This is a genomic window from Anaerotignum propionicum DSM 1682 (assembly GCF_001561955.1).
Lineage (GTDB): Bacteria > Bacillota > Clostridia > Lachnospirales > Anaerotignaceae > Chakrabartyella > Chakrabartyella propionicum.
This window is the reverse complement of sequence record NZ_CP014223.1, coordinates 189,701-203,717: the sequence shown is the minus strand read 5'-3', so window position 1 is coordinate 203,717 and position 14,017 is coordinate 189,701. Positions and strand designations below refer to the sequence as shown.

Sequence of the window (14,017 nt, the reverse complement as noted above, 5' to 3'; positions counted from 1 at the left end):
TTTAGTCTTCCAAATCAACAATCGGCTTAATGGGCAATCCATTGGCAAGATGATGCAGTTCGCTTTCCTCGCTATACATTTCGTTTATTTTATAAAGCAAGGTCATCAAGCTGTCTGTCAAATGCACATTTTCAACCAAAACATCCTCAGGCACCTGCAAATCCACATGACTGAAGTTCCACATGCCCTTTACGCCCCATTTAGCCAAGTCGTTGGCAACCTTAACCGCCTTGGAACGAGGTAAAGTAAGAATCGCAACGTCTATACTATTGTTCTTGATGTATTCTTCCATTTTGTCAACATCATGAACTTCTACACCACGGATGGTCATTCCGATGATACGTGGGTTAATGTCGAACACAGCTTTGATAACAAAACCACGTTTTTCAAAATTGGTGTAATTTACCAAAGCCTGACCAATATTTCCCCCACCAACCACAATCATATTGTATAACCTGTCCAACCCGAGAATCTTCTTAATTTCATTGTGCAGATACTCTACGTTGTACCCGTAGCCCTGCTGCCCAAAACCACCGAAATTATTTAAATCCTGGCGAATTTGAGATGCAGTGATGTTCATTTTTGCACTCAGCTCCTTAGACGATATTCTGGTAATATCGCTCTCCAAAAGATCGCCCAGATAGCGGTAATATCTTGGGAGCCGATTAATCACCGCCGGCGAAATTCTCTTCTCACTGTCCATTTTATCCAAATCCTCTCTTGTCAACTTAGAATCAGTATAGCACTTATGTTATTTTATTGTCAACAATAACTCTTTTATTATCAGCCTTTTTCTGTTATGATTATACCTGTATCCCCAGAAAAAACGGAGGACAGAACTATGATACTAGCATGTAAAGATCTACACAAGGCCTATGGCATTGATGTAGTTTTAGACAAAATTACCTTCCATTTGGAAGAAAAGGAAAAAGCCGCAATTGTAGGGGTAAACGGCGCAGGCAAAACCACTTTGTTCCGTGTACTGACAGGAGAAACGTCCGCCGACGGCGGAGAGTATTACATGAAAAAAGATGCTACTCTGGGGTACATGGCACAGAATCAGCAAACCGAAAGCACACGGACAATCTATGAAGAAATGCTATCGGTTTTTGAAAAAATTTTGGAAACAGAAAAGCTTCTTCGTGAAATGGAAAACAAAATGGGGACTCTTGTGGGACAGGAATTGTCCGACAAGATGGAAGAATATTCTCGTTTACAACATTTTTTTGAGCAAAACGACGGTTATAGCTATCAAAGTCGTCTACGAGGTGTACTAAAAGGACTAGGTTTTGGAGAGGCTGATTTTAACCGCCCTCTTTCTCAGCTTTCCGGCGGTCAAAAAACCCGCATTTTTCTTGGAAAGCTTTTGCTTTCCAAGCCCGATATTCTCCTTCTGGACGAGCCTACAAATCATTTGGACATCGCTTCCATTGAATGGTTGGAGGATTTCCTCAGAAGCTATGACGGAGCCGTATTGATTATTTCCCACGACCGTTATTTCTTAGATAGAATTGTGACTAAGGTTGTGGAAATTGAACATAAAAAATCCTATATCTACAACGGAAACTATAGCTTTTATACCCAGCAAAAGGAAATCAACAGAGAAATTCAGCAGAAGGCCTTTGATAATCAGCAAAAGGAAATCAAACATCAAGAAGATGTGATTCGCACCCTTCGCTCCTTTAATCGGGAGAAGTCCATCAAACGTGCGGAAAGCCGTGAGAAAACCTTGGAAAAAATAGAGCGTGTAGCAAGGCCTGAGGCTCTGCCCGACCAAATGCGCCTCACTCTATCTCCCCTTATTATCAGCGGAAATGATGTGCTTCATACCGAAGACCTTTCCAAGTCTTACGGGGGCAATAAAATATTCCAATCCGTGGGGTTTGATGTCAAGCGTGGAGAAAAAGCCGCAATCATCGGACCTAATGGTGTAGGCAAATCTACTTTATTTAAAATGCTTCTGCGGGAAGTGACCGCAGATTCCGGCATTATTCGCTTGGGTACCAATGTTCATGTGGGCTATTATGATCAGGAACAACAAAAGCTGGATGAAACCAAAACCATATTCGCAGAAATTTCTGATACCTACCCCAATCTAACGGCAGGACAAATCAGAAATGTACTGGCGGCCTTTGTTTTTACCAATGATGATGTATTTAAGCCTATTTCTGCTTTAAGCGGCGGAGAGAAAGGGCGTGTCTCCCTAGCAAAAATTATGCTTTCCAAAGCTAATCTGCTTATGTTGGATGAGCCTACCAACCATTTGGACATGTTTTCAAAGGAAGTTTTGGAGAACGCCTTAAACTGCTATGAGGGAACAGTTGTCTACATTTCCCATGACCGTTATTTTATTAACAAAACAGCAGAGAAAATTTTGGAATTATCACCAAATGGAGTTACGCAATATACAGGCAACTATGATTATTATTTGGAAAAAAAGGCAGAGCAGGCTCGAAATGAGGCAGAACGGGCAAAGGAAGCCGGCATGTCTTCCTCGATCTCCCCTGTAGCAGTCAGCGAAACAAAGGTAGACTGGTTGAAGCAAAAGGAACAACAAGCAGCAGAAAGAAAACTTGCCGCTAAAATCTCCCGCTTAGAGCAAGAAATTGAAGAAACCGAGAGCGCCATTGTGAAAGCAGACGAAGCTATGGCAAATGCCAGCACAGATTATACAAAAGCACAGCAGATTTTTGAAGAAAAAACGAAGCTTGAAGAACATTTGGAATTGCTCTTTGCCCAATGGGAAGAGCTCCAATAAAAACGAAGGATGCACTGATTCTTGAAAGATGCAGATGGCGGATAAATTTCTGCTCGTCAGAAAAGAATTGCCCTTTTAGTCACGCTATAGAGGCATTTTGATGCTATTCAACGAAATAATTGACCATTGGTTGTGCATACAGAAAGAATCAGCGTCTACACGAAGGAGGAAAAGGAATGAGAATCTTTTATTTAGCGGCATTAATATTATTGGTAGTTCTTTTGGGTGCAGGGAGTGCATTGGGAGCCAACTCACAAATTGTATTTTACCTGTTTATTTTTATCATGGGTGTTGGTCTTGCTTTTTACGCCCATTGGTTTAAAAAATTTGCTGAAAAGGTAAATGCTTTAATGCCTCTCATCGAATCAGACCCTGATGCTTATATTGTGGAAACCGAAAAACTTTTGCAAGGCAAAAACCCCAGCAACATTCGGGCAATGCTAACTATGAATATTTCCGTTGCTTATATAGAAAAGGGGGATTTCAAAACAGCCTTGGAAAAAATGAAAACCATTCATGGCGGCGCATTGAAAAAAGCAAACAACTCCATCTATTTTTTAAATTATACCTATATTTTGATACACCTTGGTGAAAATGCCCAAGCAATGGATATTATTAAAAAATATAAGAAAAAATTCCTTAGCCTTCCTATGGGGGGAAATTTGCCCCGCTTAATCGCTTTTGTACAGATTTTTGAATTGATGCAAGAAGGCAAATGGGATATTGCCACAGAGCAATTGAAAATTTCCAGAGAAAATTGGCCCGATCGAGTGACTGGTGTTGATTTCTCCTTCCTAGAAGAGCAATTGGAACAGCATACTGCTCAGGCTGTAATTCAGGAATAAAATTAGGCTGTAATGGAAAACTCCATTACAGCCCTTTTGTTTATCGTTTATTTGTTTTACTCGCCCTTTGATGCGAAATAGCCATTGATATCTGACATAAGCTTTTCAATATCCATACCATGTACCATGCTTGCCTCTTCCAAAGTTTCTGCCGCAGCAGAAGGGCAGCCAACACAGTGCATGCCGTTTTCCATCAAAACTGCACCCACACTTCTATCCATCATTAAAAGTTCACCAATTGTCATATCTTTTGTCGCTTTCATATTCATTTCCTCCTTTATTTTATAAGCATTGTATTATGTATTGTTCCTCAAAAAACCCAAAATTAATTACATTTCGGATTTTTATATTTGGCTTTCGGGTATATCTAAAATCAGTTTACGGCAATAAGGGCAAATCTCTCCCGAAAGTTTTGCTCCACCCATATAGCTTTTCATTAAAAGATATTCCCGCTTCTTTCCTCGTTCATCCTTCGCCTTCCAAGTAAAATATCTACCTGATTCCAAATGCCCTTGGGACATCTCTTCTTGACAAAAAGGACACTTCATAAAGACCACTCCTATTCTGATGCTTGGGCGGATACGGGAACTCTTGTCACCCCGATAGCTTTCCCGTCCTGAAAGGTAAAAACGAGCTGCTCCTCTGGGCCTTCTTTGTCACCAAAGAAGCTTCTGGGTGTACCCAAGTAGTAAATCATCTCAGCATCGTTACGATCATCAGGCTCTCCTAAATAGCTTTTCAGCTCTTCTTCAGAAATACCGTCAATAATGGTTCGGTCAAAAAAATCTTTCACAATGGCTTGACGGCTGTTTCCTTCATAGTTGACCCATTTTTCTTTGCTGAAATCCTTGTAACTGTTCCACATCTGACCGCCGAAAAAAGCTACAATCACCAAAAAGCCAAGAAAGGATAAAACCAGCTTGTCCTTCTTATTCATACCATTGCCCTCCCCTTATGAAATCCATTTAAAGCCCTTGTAGTAACGGAAAACCACCTTGCCTAAAATTTTATCAGGTGCAACAAACTTATTATCCCAAAAACGGGAATCCCAAGAGTCGTTCCTGTTATCGCCCATCATAAAAAAGCTTCCTTCTGGCACCTCGAAAGGCCCAAAAGTTCCTTGGGTAACAACTTCCAGATAAGGCTCATCCAAAGCCTCCCCGTTAACGTAAACATTTCCATTTTCTACCTTTATCACATCTCCACCCATGCCGATGATGCGCTTCACATACAACGTTTTCTGTTCAGGGTCATCAGGATAGCGGAATACAACCACATCCCCTCTTTCCGGTTGGTTAAACCAATAAGACGTACGAAGGGCCAAGATGCGATCCCCCGTCATGATTGTTGTTTCCATAGAACCTGTTGGAACTTGCGCATTCACAATTAGCAGCGTATTAACCGCCCCGGCCAATACTACCGCCAAAAGGATTGTTTTAACCCAACTGATAATTTCCTTTTTTGCTGTATTGCTCACATACCCATCTCCTTTGAGAGGCTTTATTTTAAGAACCCATTGATAATTTGAGCTTCCGCTTCTTTTTCCGTCAATCCCAAGGTCATAAGCTTTGTCAACTGTTCCCCAGCAATTTTGCCGATAGCCGCCTCGTGAATTAAAGATGCATCCACATTGTTTGCAATAATTTCGGGCTCTGCCGCAACAATGCCTTGATCCATAATGATAGCATCACATTCAGAGTGTCCATAGCAAGCATTGTTTCCGCTTAATTTAGAACGAAACAGCTGTCTAGAATTATCTCTGGCAACAGAACGGGAAATCAACTTTGCACTGCTCCCCGCACCATCCAAGTCAACATCAAAAGAAGTTTCCGCATACTGAGAGCCGTGGGTCATAATCTTTTCTTTGATGACAACCGTTGCTCCTTCTGCCAACTTAGCACTGGAAATACGTTTTGTGGAATCTACACCTTTTAGCTGTACAGTATCCATTTCCACGTAACTGTTTTCTTCTGCAATAATATGCGTTTGGGGGTTGATAATATTCTGTCCATCGCCATCCCCTTCGCCAATATGCTTTTCAATATATTTCATTTTGGCATTTTTCCCTACGAAAAAGCGATGAATTCCATCGTGCTGAGAAATACCGCTTCCGCAATTGTGGATACCACAACCTGCAACAATGGTCACATCTGCACCTTCGCCAATATGAAAATCATTGTAAACAACATCATGCAAATCCGTTTCAGTCACCAAAGCAGGAATATGCACACTTTCGTTCTTTGTACCTGGTTTTACAATAATGTCAATCCCTGAGCCATCCTCTTTGGGAATAATCTGAATGGTATCCGTAGAATTGCGTCCCGCACTCTTGCCATTGTTACGAATATTAAAGGCCCCAGCGGTGGGAATATTTTGAATACCTGCCACCTCGGCGAGTAAATTTTTGATAATGTCACTCAACATGGTATGAAACCCCCTTAAAATACTTGCAACCCAAATCCACACCAAACAATCCGGGTAAAACCTCATCTTTTGTTCCCACTTTGGAAACTTCTCCGCCGCTGATTACCACAACCTGATCAGCAATATCCAAAATACGCTCCTGATGAGAAATGATTAAAATAGACCCCTTAATTTCCCCATGCATTTTTTCAAAAACATCAATTAAATTTTTAAAGCTCCATAAATCAATGCCCGCCTCCGGTTCATCAAACAAGGTAAGCTTTGTTTTTCTTGCCATAACCGTGGCAATTTCAATACGCTTAAGCTCTCCACCGGAAAGGCTTCCGTTGATTTCACGGTCAATATAATCTTTCGCACAAAGGCCAACCTCAGACAAGTATTCGCAAGCTGCAGCAGTGCTTAAATCTTTCCCACTGGCAAGGGTAATCAAATCCTTAACCGTAACCCCTTTAAATCGAACGGGCTGTTGGAAGGCAAAGCTAATGCCGGAATTCGCCCGCTTTGTAATGCTCCAATCCGTAATATCTTGTCCATCCAATAAAATTTGACCGCTGTCAGGCTTTTGAATCCCCGCAATTATCTTAGCCAATGTGGATTTTCCACCGCCATTTGGTCCTGTCATCACAACAAATTTTTCATCCTCAATCACCAAATTGATATTTTTCAATATCTCTTTCCCATCTGCCGAAAAAGATACGTTCTTTAACTCCAACATATGCTTTCCTCCATTTTAAAGACTTTCGCCTTTTCTTTCGCATACTATATAAAAATGCTATCCTAAATTATAACAATTTTCCAAATAGACTGTCAATATTTTTCCATTTTTTTAGCGTTTTTCCTGTATAAAAACAATCTTTTCATTTTGGCTCCTCTATATTACAATAGTAATTATACAAAACAATAAAAAGGAGGGCATCCTATGCTCGGTTTTCATACAGACGGCATTCGCCTTATCGGCGCATCCGATTCTTTGATTTCTTTACTCAAACAGAAAAAATTACCTCTTGTTTCGGAAATCACTGGGAATACTTTAGTGTTTGCGGTAAACGAAACGAATATACTGACAAAAAAATTATATGCAGCATCCTTCCTCGCTGGTGAAACCCCTTGGTTTGTCTGCACCGTAGGAGACTTCCCCCGCCCTCAGAAATATACCCTTCCCTTTCGGGCTGAGATGGATCTGGCAGATTTTATCACTGCCATTTACTACGCTTCACAGGGTTTTCTTCATTTGGACTTTGAACTCACTGAGCTTAAAGAAAGGCTCTCGGAAGAAAATGGACGAAAAATTATTGCCATTCCCGAGGAGGATTTTGGTAACATTCCAAAAGATGCTTTTGCCATGTGCTTTTGCTTTTCCAACGGGGGCTTTATGGAAAGTGACCGACTTTTTATGAAATTAACGAAAGAATTTGGTATGGATATGGGTAGAGTATTGCTAGCGGGTACTTTTGACTCAAAATACTCCTTTACCCGTGCCTTTGTTCTGTAAAATAGCCTATTTACCCAATAAATAAAGAATGTTACAATGAATCTGCATGGGAAACCATGTGCAAATACAGAGTAGGGCTTTGTGCGTTAAGTGTCTTGTGGACGGGGAGTTGCCACGAGAACGAAAAGGTTATTCCTTGCGGTACAAACCCCGCATCCCGCTGTCAAATAATGAAGAAGCGATTCCTCTTTATTATCACAGCAACCCCAATGAACTTGGGGCTATTTGCGTAATGTTTTACGATAATGAAGGGGTTTTTTTAGAAAGACCCCGCAGAACAAAAAGGAGGTCTTTTTTCATGCAACAAAAACTATCTAATACCCATCGTCTTGTCATTATGGCACTTTTAATGGCACTCACAATTATTTTATCACGCTTTTTATCCATCTCCGCATGGAATCTAAAAATTGGGTTCGCCTTTGCACCCATTGCCTTGGCAGGTATGCTTTTAGGACCCATCCCCGCAGGAATTGTGGCGGCAGCAGCGGATTTTCTTGGGGCAACACTGTTCCCTATCGGACAATTTTTCCCAGGCTTTACCCTCACAGCATTCCTTACCGGTATATTGTTTGGTGCTTTTCTGCATAAAAAGGTAGATACAAAAAAAATTGTACTGGCGTCCATTTCCACTCAAATTATTGGCTCTTTGCTTTTAAATACCCAATGGATTTCCATGCTATATGGCACACCATTTTGGGCACTAATGCCCACAAGAATTTTGCAGACCTGCATAATGACCGTGATCCAAATTATTGTTATCCGTATTTTGGCAGGCTATGCACCACAAATTTTAAAAATGCAGAAAGTGTAAGCTATTATTGGTAAAAACAAAAGAACCCTGTAACAAATAACATATCAAAATAAAAGCTGTTGGCAAAATTATTCTCCCCTGCCAACAGCTTTTTTATATTTATTTTCTATATTTTGTCTCATGACTTAATAAGAAAACTTTATTTTCCAAACCACCACCATAGCCTACTAATTTTCCATCACTGCCAATGACACGATGACAGGGGATGACAATGGCTAGGGGATTCTTATTATTGGCCATGCCAACTGCCCGAAAGGCTTTTTCTGTACCAACCTGCCTTGCAATGTCACCATAGGAGGCTGTAGAACCATAGGGAATGCTTTGCAGTGCCTTCCACACTTTTTTCTGAAAGTCTGTACCCATGGGACGCAAGGGCACGTCAAATGCGATTCTTTCCCCCTTAAAATATTCCTTTAGCTGCTTCTCCGTTTTTTCCAGCAATGGTGTACTTTCTATGATGTATGGCGTATTGATCCCCTTATGAAAAGATACACGGGTAAGGAAACCGTCCTCCTCCCCCAATACCAATAGCCCAACAGGGCTATGATAGAAATGGATTTTCTCCAAAGCAAACACTCCATTCTTTAACAGTCTTAAAGTGTGTCTCAGGGCTCTACCCCCGAACCCTGCAAACCTTTGAAAAGCTTGACCCAAACTTTTATATTGCAAAAACTTCATTTTTGCTAGCAACTATTCGATCCCACTCCGAAAACCAAGGATATTTGGGTTCCTATAAAAGTTTTTGCTCTTGCTTTTTTAAAAAAGCAACAGAGGGTTTGGGCAAAGCCCAATATCCTTGCCCAAGGTCTTGAGATTCACGCTTCAACTCTGTTTGCTTTTAACAACGCAATTTCCGCCCCATACCCCTCTAACTCATTGGGCGTTTCCAGATAAAAGGGTAGGTGCATCAGCTTGGGGTGATTAATGATTCTTGTTATCCCCTCTAAACCCAAAGACCCTTCACCGATTTTTTCGTGGCGATCTTTATGACTCCCCATGGGGTTTTTGCTGTCATTCAAATGAATGGCCCTCAACCGTTTTAAACCGATGGTGCGGTCAAACTCTGCCAGAACTCCGTCTAAATCCCCCAAAAGGTTATATCCCCCGTCATAAACATGGCAGGTATCCAAACAAATACCAACCCGCTCATGTTCATCCACTTGTAGAATAATTTCATTGATTTCTTCAAAACTACTGCCTACTTCACTGCCTTTTCCCGCCATTGTTTCCAACAAAATCGGCGTTTTACCACCATTTCGCAAAACCTCTTTCAGCATTTTAGAAATTACTTGAATTCCAACTTCCGCCCCTTGCTTCACATGACTGCCGGGATGAAAGTTATACATCACGTTGGGCAAAAGCTCCAACCGCTCCAAGTCCTCCTCCATCATGCGTCGGGCAAATTCTCTCAGTCCCTCATCGGCAGAACAGGCATTCATAGTATAGGGAGCATGGGCTAACAGCGTACCAATCCCCTTCTCTTGAGCAAAAGCAATATATGCCTCCAAATCTTTTTTGTCCAAAGCCTTCACATTGCCGCCTCTTGGGTTTCTTGTGAAAAACTGAAAAACATTGGCACCGATTTTTTCCGCATCCTTACCCATGGCAAGATAACCCTTTGCCGCAGATAAATGACAACCTATCCAAAACATAGACATACCTCCTCTAAACAAAGGGAAAGACTAAACCTTTTCCTCCACTTTCTCCAAACCAACTTTGCCTTGATGCTTTTAAAAATTCCGTTATCTTAATATTCGTGGAAACGTTTTCCCCTTTATCCATAGGAGTCTTTCCATCTTTGCCCTTATCATACTGGAAAGATTGTTTTTTCGCAAGCTCAATCACCGCTGTCTTTACAATTGTTTTAAAAACATATTAGATCCTAGTAAAAAATAATGATTCTTCTTTAATATGTTGTTGCATTTACAATAAAATGTGTTAAAATATAACAAAAGATATTTTCAATGTTTTAAAATAAAATATGCTGAAAATATGAGGAGGTATTTTAAATGGCTTTTACATGGACAAAAGATTTGGAAACAGGAAACACTCAAATTGACACCGAACACAAACAACTCATTCAGGCGATTAATAATCTTTTAGATGCTTGCTCCTCTGGCAAAGGACGTTCTGAGGTTATAAATACCGTAGATTTTTTGGCTCAGTACACCAGAACCCATTTTTCCCATGAACAGGTATTGCAGCAAAAATATAAATATCCCGACTTCGAAAATCATAAGAAACTCCACGAAAATTTCATTAAAGTGGTAGACGGTATTGCGGCTCGCCTGAAAAAGGAAGGCGCAACCATTCAATTGGTAGGGGAAGTAAATATGCAGGTGGGCAGCTGGCTCATTAACCATATTAAACGGGAAGATGTAAAGGTTGCAAAGCACATCCTTACCCAGCAGTAATATACATAATTAAAACCTAAAAAACCCGGTTGCATGGCAAAAATACTGCTTGCAAACGGGTTTTTCTTTTATTAATAACCTTCTTTGCTTAAATATCTATTTCCCCTAATCTCAAAAAAAGCAGATGGATACTCCATCTGCTTTTTAAATTTAACTATTTATAGAGCTAACTATGCCCTTTTCTCTTTTGCATCATAAATCCCTTTAAGGATAAAGATAGTAACAATCATACTTACAATGGCAATAGGAAGATTAATCATCCAATTCTGAATCATAGCAGCTAAAATATAATTCACTGCGGAAACAACCGCTACCGTGAAAGCATAGGGAAGCTGTGTAGAAACGTGATTGATATGGTCGCACTGGGCACCCGTGGAAGCCATAATGGTAGTATCAGAAATTGGTGAGCAATGGTCGCCACATACAGCACCAGCCAAGGTAGCCGCTACGGTTATGACCAATATTTCGCTTGTAGGGTCTAAAATAGGCACTACAATAGGCAAAAGAATACCAAAGGTTCCCCATGAGGTACCTGTTGCAAACGCCAAAAAAATCGCAATCAAGAATACAATGACAGGCAATAAAACTTGTAACATGCCTACGTTGTTTGCTAAAATTCCTGCAACAAATTCCTTGGCACCTAACAAGCCCGTAATGCCGCTTAATGTCCATGCAAATGTTAAAATTAAAATCGCAGGAACCATGGCCTTAAAGCCATCAGGCAGGCAAGACATAAATTCGTTAAAAGTAAGTACACGACGGGGAATATAAATTAAAAATGTAATAAGCAACGCCCCTGCAGAACCTAAAAGCAAGCCAACGGAGGCATCACATCCCGCAAATGCATTTACAAAAGTTTCTCCATCAAAAAATCCGCCGGTATAAATCATACCAACAACGCAGGAGATGATCAAAACAACAACTGGCAATACTAAATCGATTACTTTACCTTTGCCCGTTACCTCTCCATCTGAACAATCTGCATAGGGTCTCTCTGGCGTGGTATAAATATCGTCATTTAACTGGGCATTTCGCTCATGCAGACGCATAGGCCCAAAGTCGAAGTTTAAAACAGTCAATATTATCATTGTCACAATGGTAAGCAATGCATAGAAATTGTATGGAATTGCACGCATAAATAAATCCAACCCATTTACTCCACTCACAACACCTGCAACTGCCGCCGCCCAAGAGGAAATGGGTGCAATGATACAAACAGGCGCTGCCGTTGCATCAATAATATATGCCAGCTTTGCACGGGAAATTTTGTGCGTATCTGTTACGGGACGCATAACACTACCTACGGTTAAGCAGTTAAAATAATCATCAACGAAGATTAAAACGCCCAGCATAAAGGTGGATAATAAAGCACCCTTTCTGGTTTTAATTTTATTTCGTGCCCATTCACCGTATGCCGCAGAACCTCCTGCCTTGTTCATCAAGGACACCATAATGCCAAGGATAACCAAGAAAATGATAATACCCACGTTCCAGCTATCCGAAAGCTTTGAGAGCAAACCGCCATCTGTTTCATTCGTAAGAATTGTCAAATACGCCTGTTTCAAATTGAAGTTACTGTAAAACAGACCGCCGACAACAATACCTACAAACAAAGAGGAGTAAACCTCCTTTGTAATCAATGCCAAAATAATAGCTACCAATGGTGGCACTAAGGACCAAAATGTTGCATACATATGACTAATTTCCCCTGCCTCCGCCTCCCCGGCAAAAACAGTGAACGTCATTGCCATGATCAAAAGCATAAAAACAATGAGCTTGTTGAGCATGGGCTTTTTCTTTGTGTTGTACATAACCCTTCCCCTTTCCGGAATCATAAATAAATGTATTATACCCTTCGCTATGGAAACTTACTTAAGACTTGAACTTTTCAGGCAATACCCTCTTACCATCTCCGCCTGCTTTGTTTTTTCTTCTGAAAGAAATACCCCTTTATTTTCTGGAAACAAAAGTATTTCAAATTCCTTGATGCATGTCCATCCCGTAATAAATCCATATGAATCCTGCATTTCAGAACAAAAAAACAAGCCATGCGGCGCATGGCTTCAGAAGGATCCTATATTGGGATATTCCGAGTTTCCGATAGCGCTCCACATAAGTGACAGTACATTACATATTTTGCAATGCACCAGCCAAGCTCCCCTAAGGCAGAAAACCTGACTTCGGCAATGATCCCTTTCTCCCTTCTTGTAGCCTTAACGTTTTTGAAGGGATACTGATGAGCACTGCACCTCTATCTTATATAATTGTTCCGTCGGCAAAAACCGACTTTCTTTCATAAATACCATACCCCCCAGCTAAAGTCAAGCCTTTTCCACGAAAAACACCCCTTCTGGAAGTTTTTTCGTATATAAAATGTCTTTTTCTCATGGACTATTCCCTTAAAACCGAAAAAATGGTATAGTATGGTATAGAAATAGGATAAAAAGCAAAACTGTATTCTATAGAGAACAAAGGAGGTAATTTCTTATGGCAACACCACATATTTCAGCAGAAAAAGGGGAGTTTGCAAAAACCGTTTTGATGCCCGGTGATCCCTTACGCGCAAAATTTATCGCCGAAACATTTTTGCAGGACGCCGTTTTAGTCAATAATGTTAGAGGTATTCAAGGCTACACAGGAACATATAAGGGTACAAAGGTCTCCGTTATGGCCAGCGGCATGGGTATGCCCTCCATGGGAATTTACAGCTATGAGCTGTTTTCCTTCTATGACGTGGAAAATATCATCCGTATCGGCTCTGCAGGGGCTTTCAATGATAAACTTCAACTGCGAGATATTGTAGCCGGCATGGGCGCAAGCACCACCTCTAATTTTGGTGCACAGTATGAAATTGCAGGAACCCTCTGTAATCTGGCAGACTATGAGCTGTTGACAGCAGCAGTGGATTCCGCTAAGGAATTGGGTCAAGACCTGAAAGTAGGCAATATTTTGTCCTCCGATACTTTCTATGATGACCGTCCAAACAACATGGAAAATTGGACAAAAATGGGTATTCTTTGCGTAGAAATGGAGGCTGCAGCTTTATATATGAACGCAGCTAGATTGGGCAAAAGAGCATTGGCCCTTTTAACCATTTCGGATAAGCCCCTTACAGGGGAAGAAACCACCGCTGAGGAGAGACAGAACACCTTCACCCAGATGATGGAGATTGCTTTAGAAGCAGCAATTAAAATGGACAAAAAATAATCGTAATATTACTTGGGGGTATCGAAGCTTTCGGTACCCCTGCTTATTCTTTTTACCCCACACTAC

17 protein-coding genes and 2 riboswitches are annotated in these 14,017 nt (G+C 40.8%); of the genes, 6 read left to right on the top strand and 11 right to left on the bottom strand.

Features of this window, described 5'->3' with window-relative positions; translation table 11 throughout:
* Position 1: 1 nt before the first annotated feature.
* Positions 2-703, bottom strand: coding sequence for a redox-sensing transcriptional repressor Rex (locus CPRO_RS00920; RefSeq protein WP_066046802.1), 702 nt, complete (start codon positions 701-703; stop codon positions 2-4).
* Between the two features lie 138 nt (positions 704-841).
* Between CPRO_RS00920 and CPRO_RS00915 the strand changes: the two genes are divergently transcribed.
* A complete protein-coding gene (locus tag CPRO_RS00915) occupies positions 842-2,758 on the top strand; it encodes an ABC-F family ATP-binding cassette domain-containing protein (RefSeq protein WP_066046800.1) in 1,917 nt (638 codons plus the stop codon).
* 176 nt (positions 2,759-2,934) lie between these two features.
* Positions 2,935-3,603 (top strand): hypothetical protein, encoded by a 669-nt coding sequence (locus tag CPRO_RS00910; RefSeq protein ID WP_066046798.1) that lies wholly within the window; start codon positions 2,935-2,937, stop codon positions 3,601-3,603.
* Between the two features lie 56 nt (positions 3,604-3,659).
* Here CPRO_RS00910 and CPRO_RS00905 read toward each other — a convergent pair whose 3' ends face one another.
* From CPRO_RS00905 to CPRO_RS00880, 6 genes are all read right to left on the bottom strand, one after another.
* Positions 3,660-3,872, bottom strand: coding sequence for a DUF1858 domain-containing protein (locus CPRO_RS00905; RefSeq protein ID WP_072743355.1), 213 nt, complete (start codon positions 3,870-3,872; stop codon positions 3,660-3,662).
* A 75-nt stretch (positions 3,873-3,947) separates the two neighbouring features.
* A complete protein-coding gene (locus CPRO_RS00900) occupies positions 3,948-4,151 on the bottom strand; it encodes a PF20097 family protein (RefSeq protein WP_066046794.1) in 204 nt (67 codons plus the stop codon).
* A gap of 11 nt (positions 4,152-4,162) precedes the next feature.
* On the bottom strand, positions 4,163-4,540 hold the full coding sequence (locus CPRO_RS00895) for a hypothetical protein (RefSeq protein WP_066046792.1): 378 nt from the start codon (positions 4,538-4,540) through the stop codon (positions 4,163-4,165).
* 15 nt (positions 4,541-4,555) lie between these two features.
* A complete protein-coding gene (lepB, locus tag CPRO_RS00890; protein ID WP_236782366.1) occupies positions 4,556-5,080 on the bottom strand; it encodes a signal peptidase I in 525 nt (174 codons plus the stop codon).
* Positions 5,081-5,103: 23 nt separating this feature from the next.
* Entirely contained in the window at positions 5,104-6,027 is a 924-nt protein-coding gene (locus tag CPRO_RS00885) for a SufB/SufD family protein (protein ID WP_066046789.1), read from the bottom strand.
* Positions 6,017-6,742 (bottom strand): ABC transporter ATP-binding protein, encoded by a 726-nt coding sequence (locus CPRO_RS00880; protein ID WP_066046787.1) that lies wholly within the window; start codon positions 6,740-6,742, stop codon positions 6,017-6,019. The genes CPRO_RS00885 and CPRO_RS00880 overlap by 11 nt, the downstream gene beginning before the upstream one ends.
* Before the next feature lie 204 nt (positions 6,743-6,946).
* Between CPRO_RS00880 and CPRO_RS00875 the strand changes: the two genes are divergently transcribed.
* Positions 6,947-7,519, top strand: coding sequence for a hypothetical protein (locus tag CPRO_RS00875; RefSeq protein ID WP_066046785.1), 573 nt, complete (start codon positions 6,947-6,949; stop codon positions 7,517-7,519).
* A 65-nt stretch (positions 7,520-7,584) separates the two neighbouring features.
* Positions 7,585-7,684: riboswitch (THF riboswitch) on the top strand.
* Between the two features lie 133 nt (positions 7,685-7,817).
* Positions 7,818-8,330, top strand: a complete 513-nt coding sequence (locus CPRO_RS00870) for a folate family ECF transporter S component (protein ID WP_066046783.1) — start codon at positions 7,818-7,820, stop codon at positions 8,328-8,330.
* A gap of 99 nt (positions 8,331-8,429) precedes the next feature.
* Here CPRO_RS00870 and CPRO_RS00865 read toward each other — a convergent pair whose 3' ends face one another.
* Together CPRO_RS00865 and CPRO_RS00860 are read right to left on the bottom strand one after the other, a co-directional pair.
* Positions 8,430-8,897, bottom strand: coding sequence for a methylated-DNA--[protein]-cysteine S-methyltransferase (locus tag CPRO_RS00865; RefSeq protein ID WP_066053565.1), 468 nt, complete (start codon positions 8,895-8,897; stop codon positions 8,430-8,432).
* 248 nt (positions 8,898-9,145) lie between these two features.
* Positions 9,146-9,982 carry a deoxyribonuclease IV gene (locus tag CPRO_RS00860; RefSeq protein ID WP_066046780.1) on the bottom strand — a complete coding sequence of 279 codons (837 nt, stop codon included), beginning with the start codon at positions 9,980-9,982 and terminating at the stop codon, positions 9,146-9,148.
* Positions 9,983-10,339: 357 nt separating this feature from the next.
* Here CPRO_RS00860 and CPRO_RS00850 point away from each other — a divergent pair, with 357 nt between their 5' ends.
* The gene (locus CPRO_RS00850; RefSeq protein ID WP_066046776.1) at positions 10,340-10,744 is read left to right on the top strand and encodes a bacteriohemerythrin; all 405 of its coding nucleotides are present in this window, start codon (positions 10,340-10,342) and stop codon (positions 10,742-10,744) included.
* A gap of 170 nt (positions 10,745-10,914) precedes the next feature.
* Here the strand turns inward: CPRO_RS00850 and CPRO_RS00845 are convergent, their stop codons facing one another.
* Both CPRO_RS00845 and CPRO_RS15880 read right to left on the bottom strand, forming a co-directional pair.
* Positions 10,915-12,555, bottom strand: coding sequence for a Na+/H+ antiporter NhaC family protein (locus CPRO_RS00845; RefSeq protein ID WP_082754171.1), 1,641 nt, complete (start codon positions 12,553-12,555; stop codon positions 10,915-10,917).
* 282 nt (positions 12,556-12,837) lie between these two features.
* Positions 12,838-13,006, bottom strand: a riboswitch (Lysine riboswitch).
* Entirely contained in the window at positions 13,001-13,132 is a 132-nt protein-coding gene (locus CPRO_RS15880; RefSeq protein WP_257721881.1) for a hypothetical protein, read from the bottom strand. Its footprint overlaps the riboswitch before it by 6 nt.
* A gap of 99 nt (positions 13,133-13,231) precedes the next feature.
* Between CPRO_RS15880 and deoD the strand changes: the two genes are divergently transcribed.
* Positions 13,232-13,951, top strand: a complete 720-nt coding sequence (deoD, locus tag CPRO_RS00840; RefSeq protein WP_066046774.1) for a purine-nucleoside phosphorylase — start codon at positions 13,232-13,234, stop codon at positions 13,949-13,951.
* Positions 13,952-14,017 lie beyond the last annotated feature (66 nt).

Bases quoted from the DNA above. Each gene is read 5' to 3' on its own strand.
- CPRO_RS00880 (WP_066046787.1), bottom strand. From the start codon at position 6,742: ATGTTGGAGTTAAAGAACGTATCTTTTTCGGCAGATGGGAAAGAGATA.
- CPRO_RS00875 (WP_066046785.1), top strand. From the start codon at position 6,947: ATGCTCGGTTTTCATACAGACGGCATTCGCCTTATCGGCGCATCCGAT.
- CPRO_RS00910 (WP_066046798.1), top strand. From the start codon at position 2,935: ATGAGAATCTTTTATTTAGCGGCATTAATATTATTGGTAGTTCTTTTG.
- CPRO_RS00900 (WP_066046794.1), bottom strand. From the start codon at position 4,151: ATGAAGTGTCCTTTTTGTCAAGAAGAGATGTCCCAAGGGCATTTGGAA.
- CPRO_RS00915 (WP_066046800.1), top strand. From the start codon at position 842: ATGATACTAGCATGTAAAGATCTACACAAGGCCTATGGCATTGATGTA.
- CPRO_RS00850 (WP_066046776.1), top strand. From the start codon at position 10,340: ATGGCTTTTACATGGACAAAAGATTTGGAAACAGGAAACACTCAAATT.
- CPRO_RS00845 (WP_082754171.1), bottom strand. From the start codon at position 12,555: ATGTACAACACAAAGAAAAAGCCCATGCTCAACAAGCTCATTGTTTTT.
- CPRO_RS00860 (WP_066046780.1), bottom strand. From the start codon at position 9,982: ATGTTTTGGATAGGTTGTCATTTATCTGCGGCAAAGGGTTATCTTGCC.
- CPRO_RS00895 (WP_066046792.1), bottom strand. From the start codon at position 4,540: ATGAATAAGAAGGACAAGCTGGTTTTATCCTTTCTTGGCTTTTTGGTG.
- deoD (WP_066046774.1), top strand. From the start codon at position 13,232: ATGGCAACACCACATATTTCAGCAGAAAAAGGGGAGTTTGCAAAAACC.
- CPRO_RS00885 (WP_066046789.1), bottom strand. From the start codon at position 6,027: ATGTTGAGTGACATTATCAAAAATTTACTCGCCGAGGTGGCAGGTATT.
- CPRO_RS00905 (WP_072743355.1), bottom strand. From the start codon at position 3,872: ATGAATATGAAAGCGACAAAAGATATGACAATTGGTGAACTTTTAATG.
- CPRO_RS15880 (WP_257721881.1), bottom strand. From the start codon at position 13,132: ATGAGAAAAAGACATTTTATATACGAAAAAACTTCCAGAAGGGGTGTT.
- CPRO_RS00920 (WP_066046802.1), bottom strand. From the start codon at position 703: ATGGACAGTGAGAAGAGAATTTCGCCGGCGGTGATTAATCGGCTCCCA.
- CPRO_RS00870 (WP_066046783.1), top strand. From the start codon at position 7,818: ATGCAACAAAAACTATCTAATACCCATCGTCTTGTCATTATGGCACTT.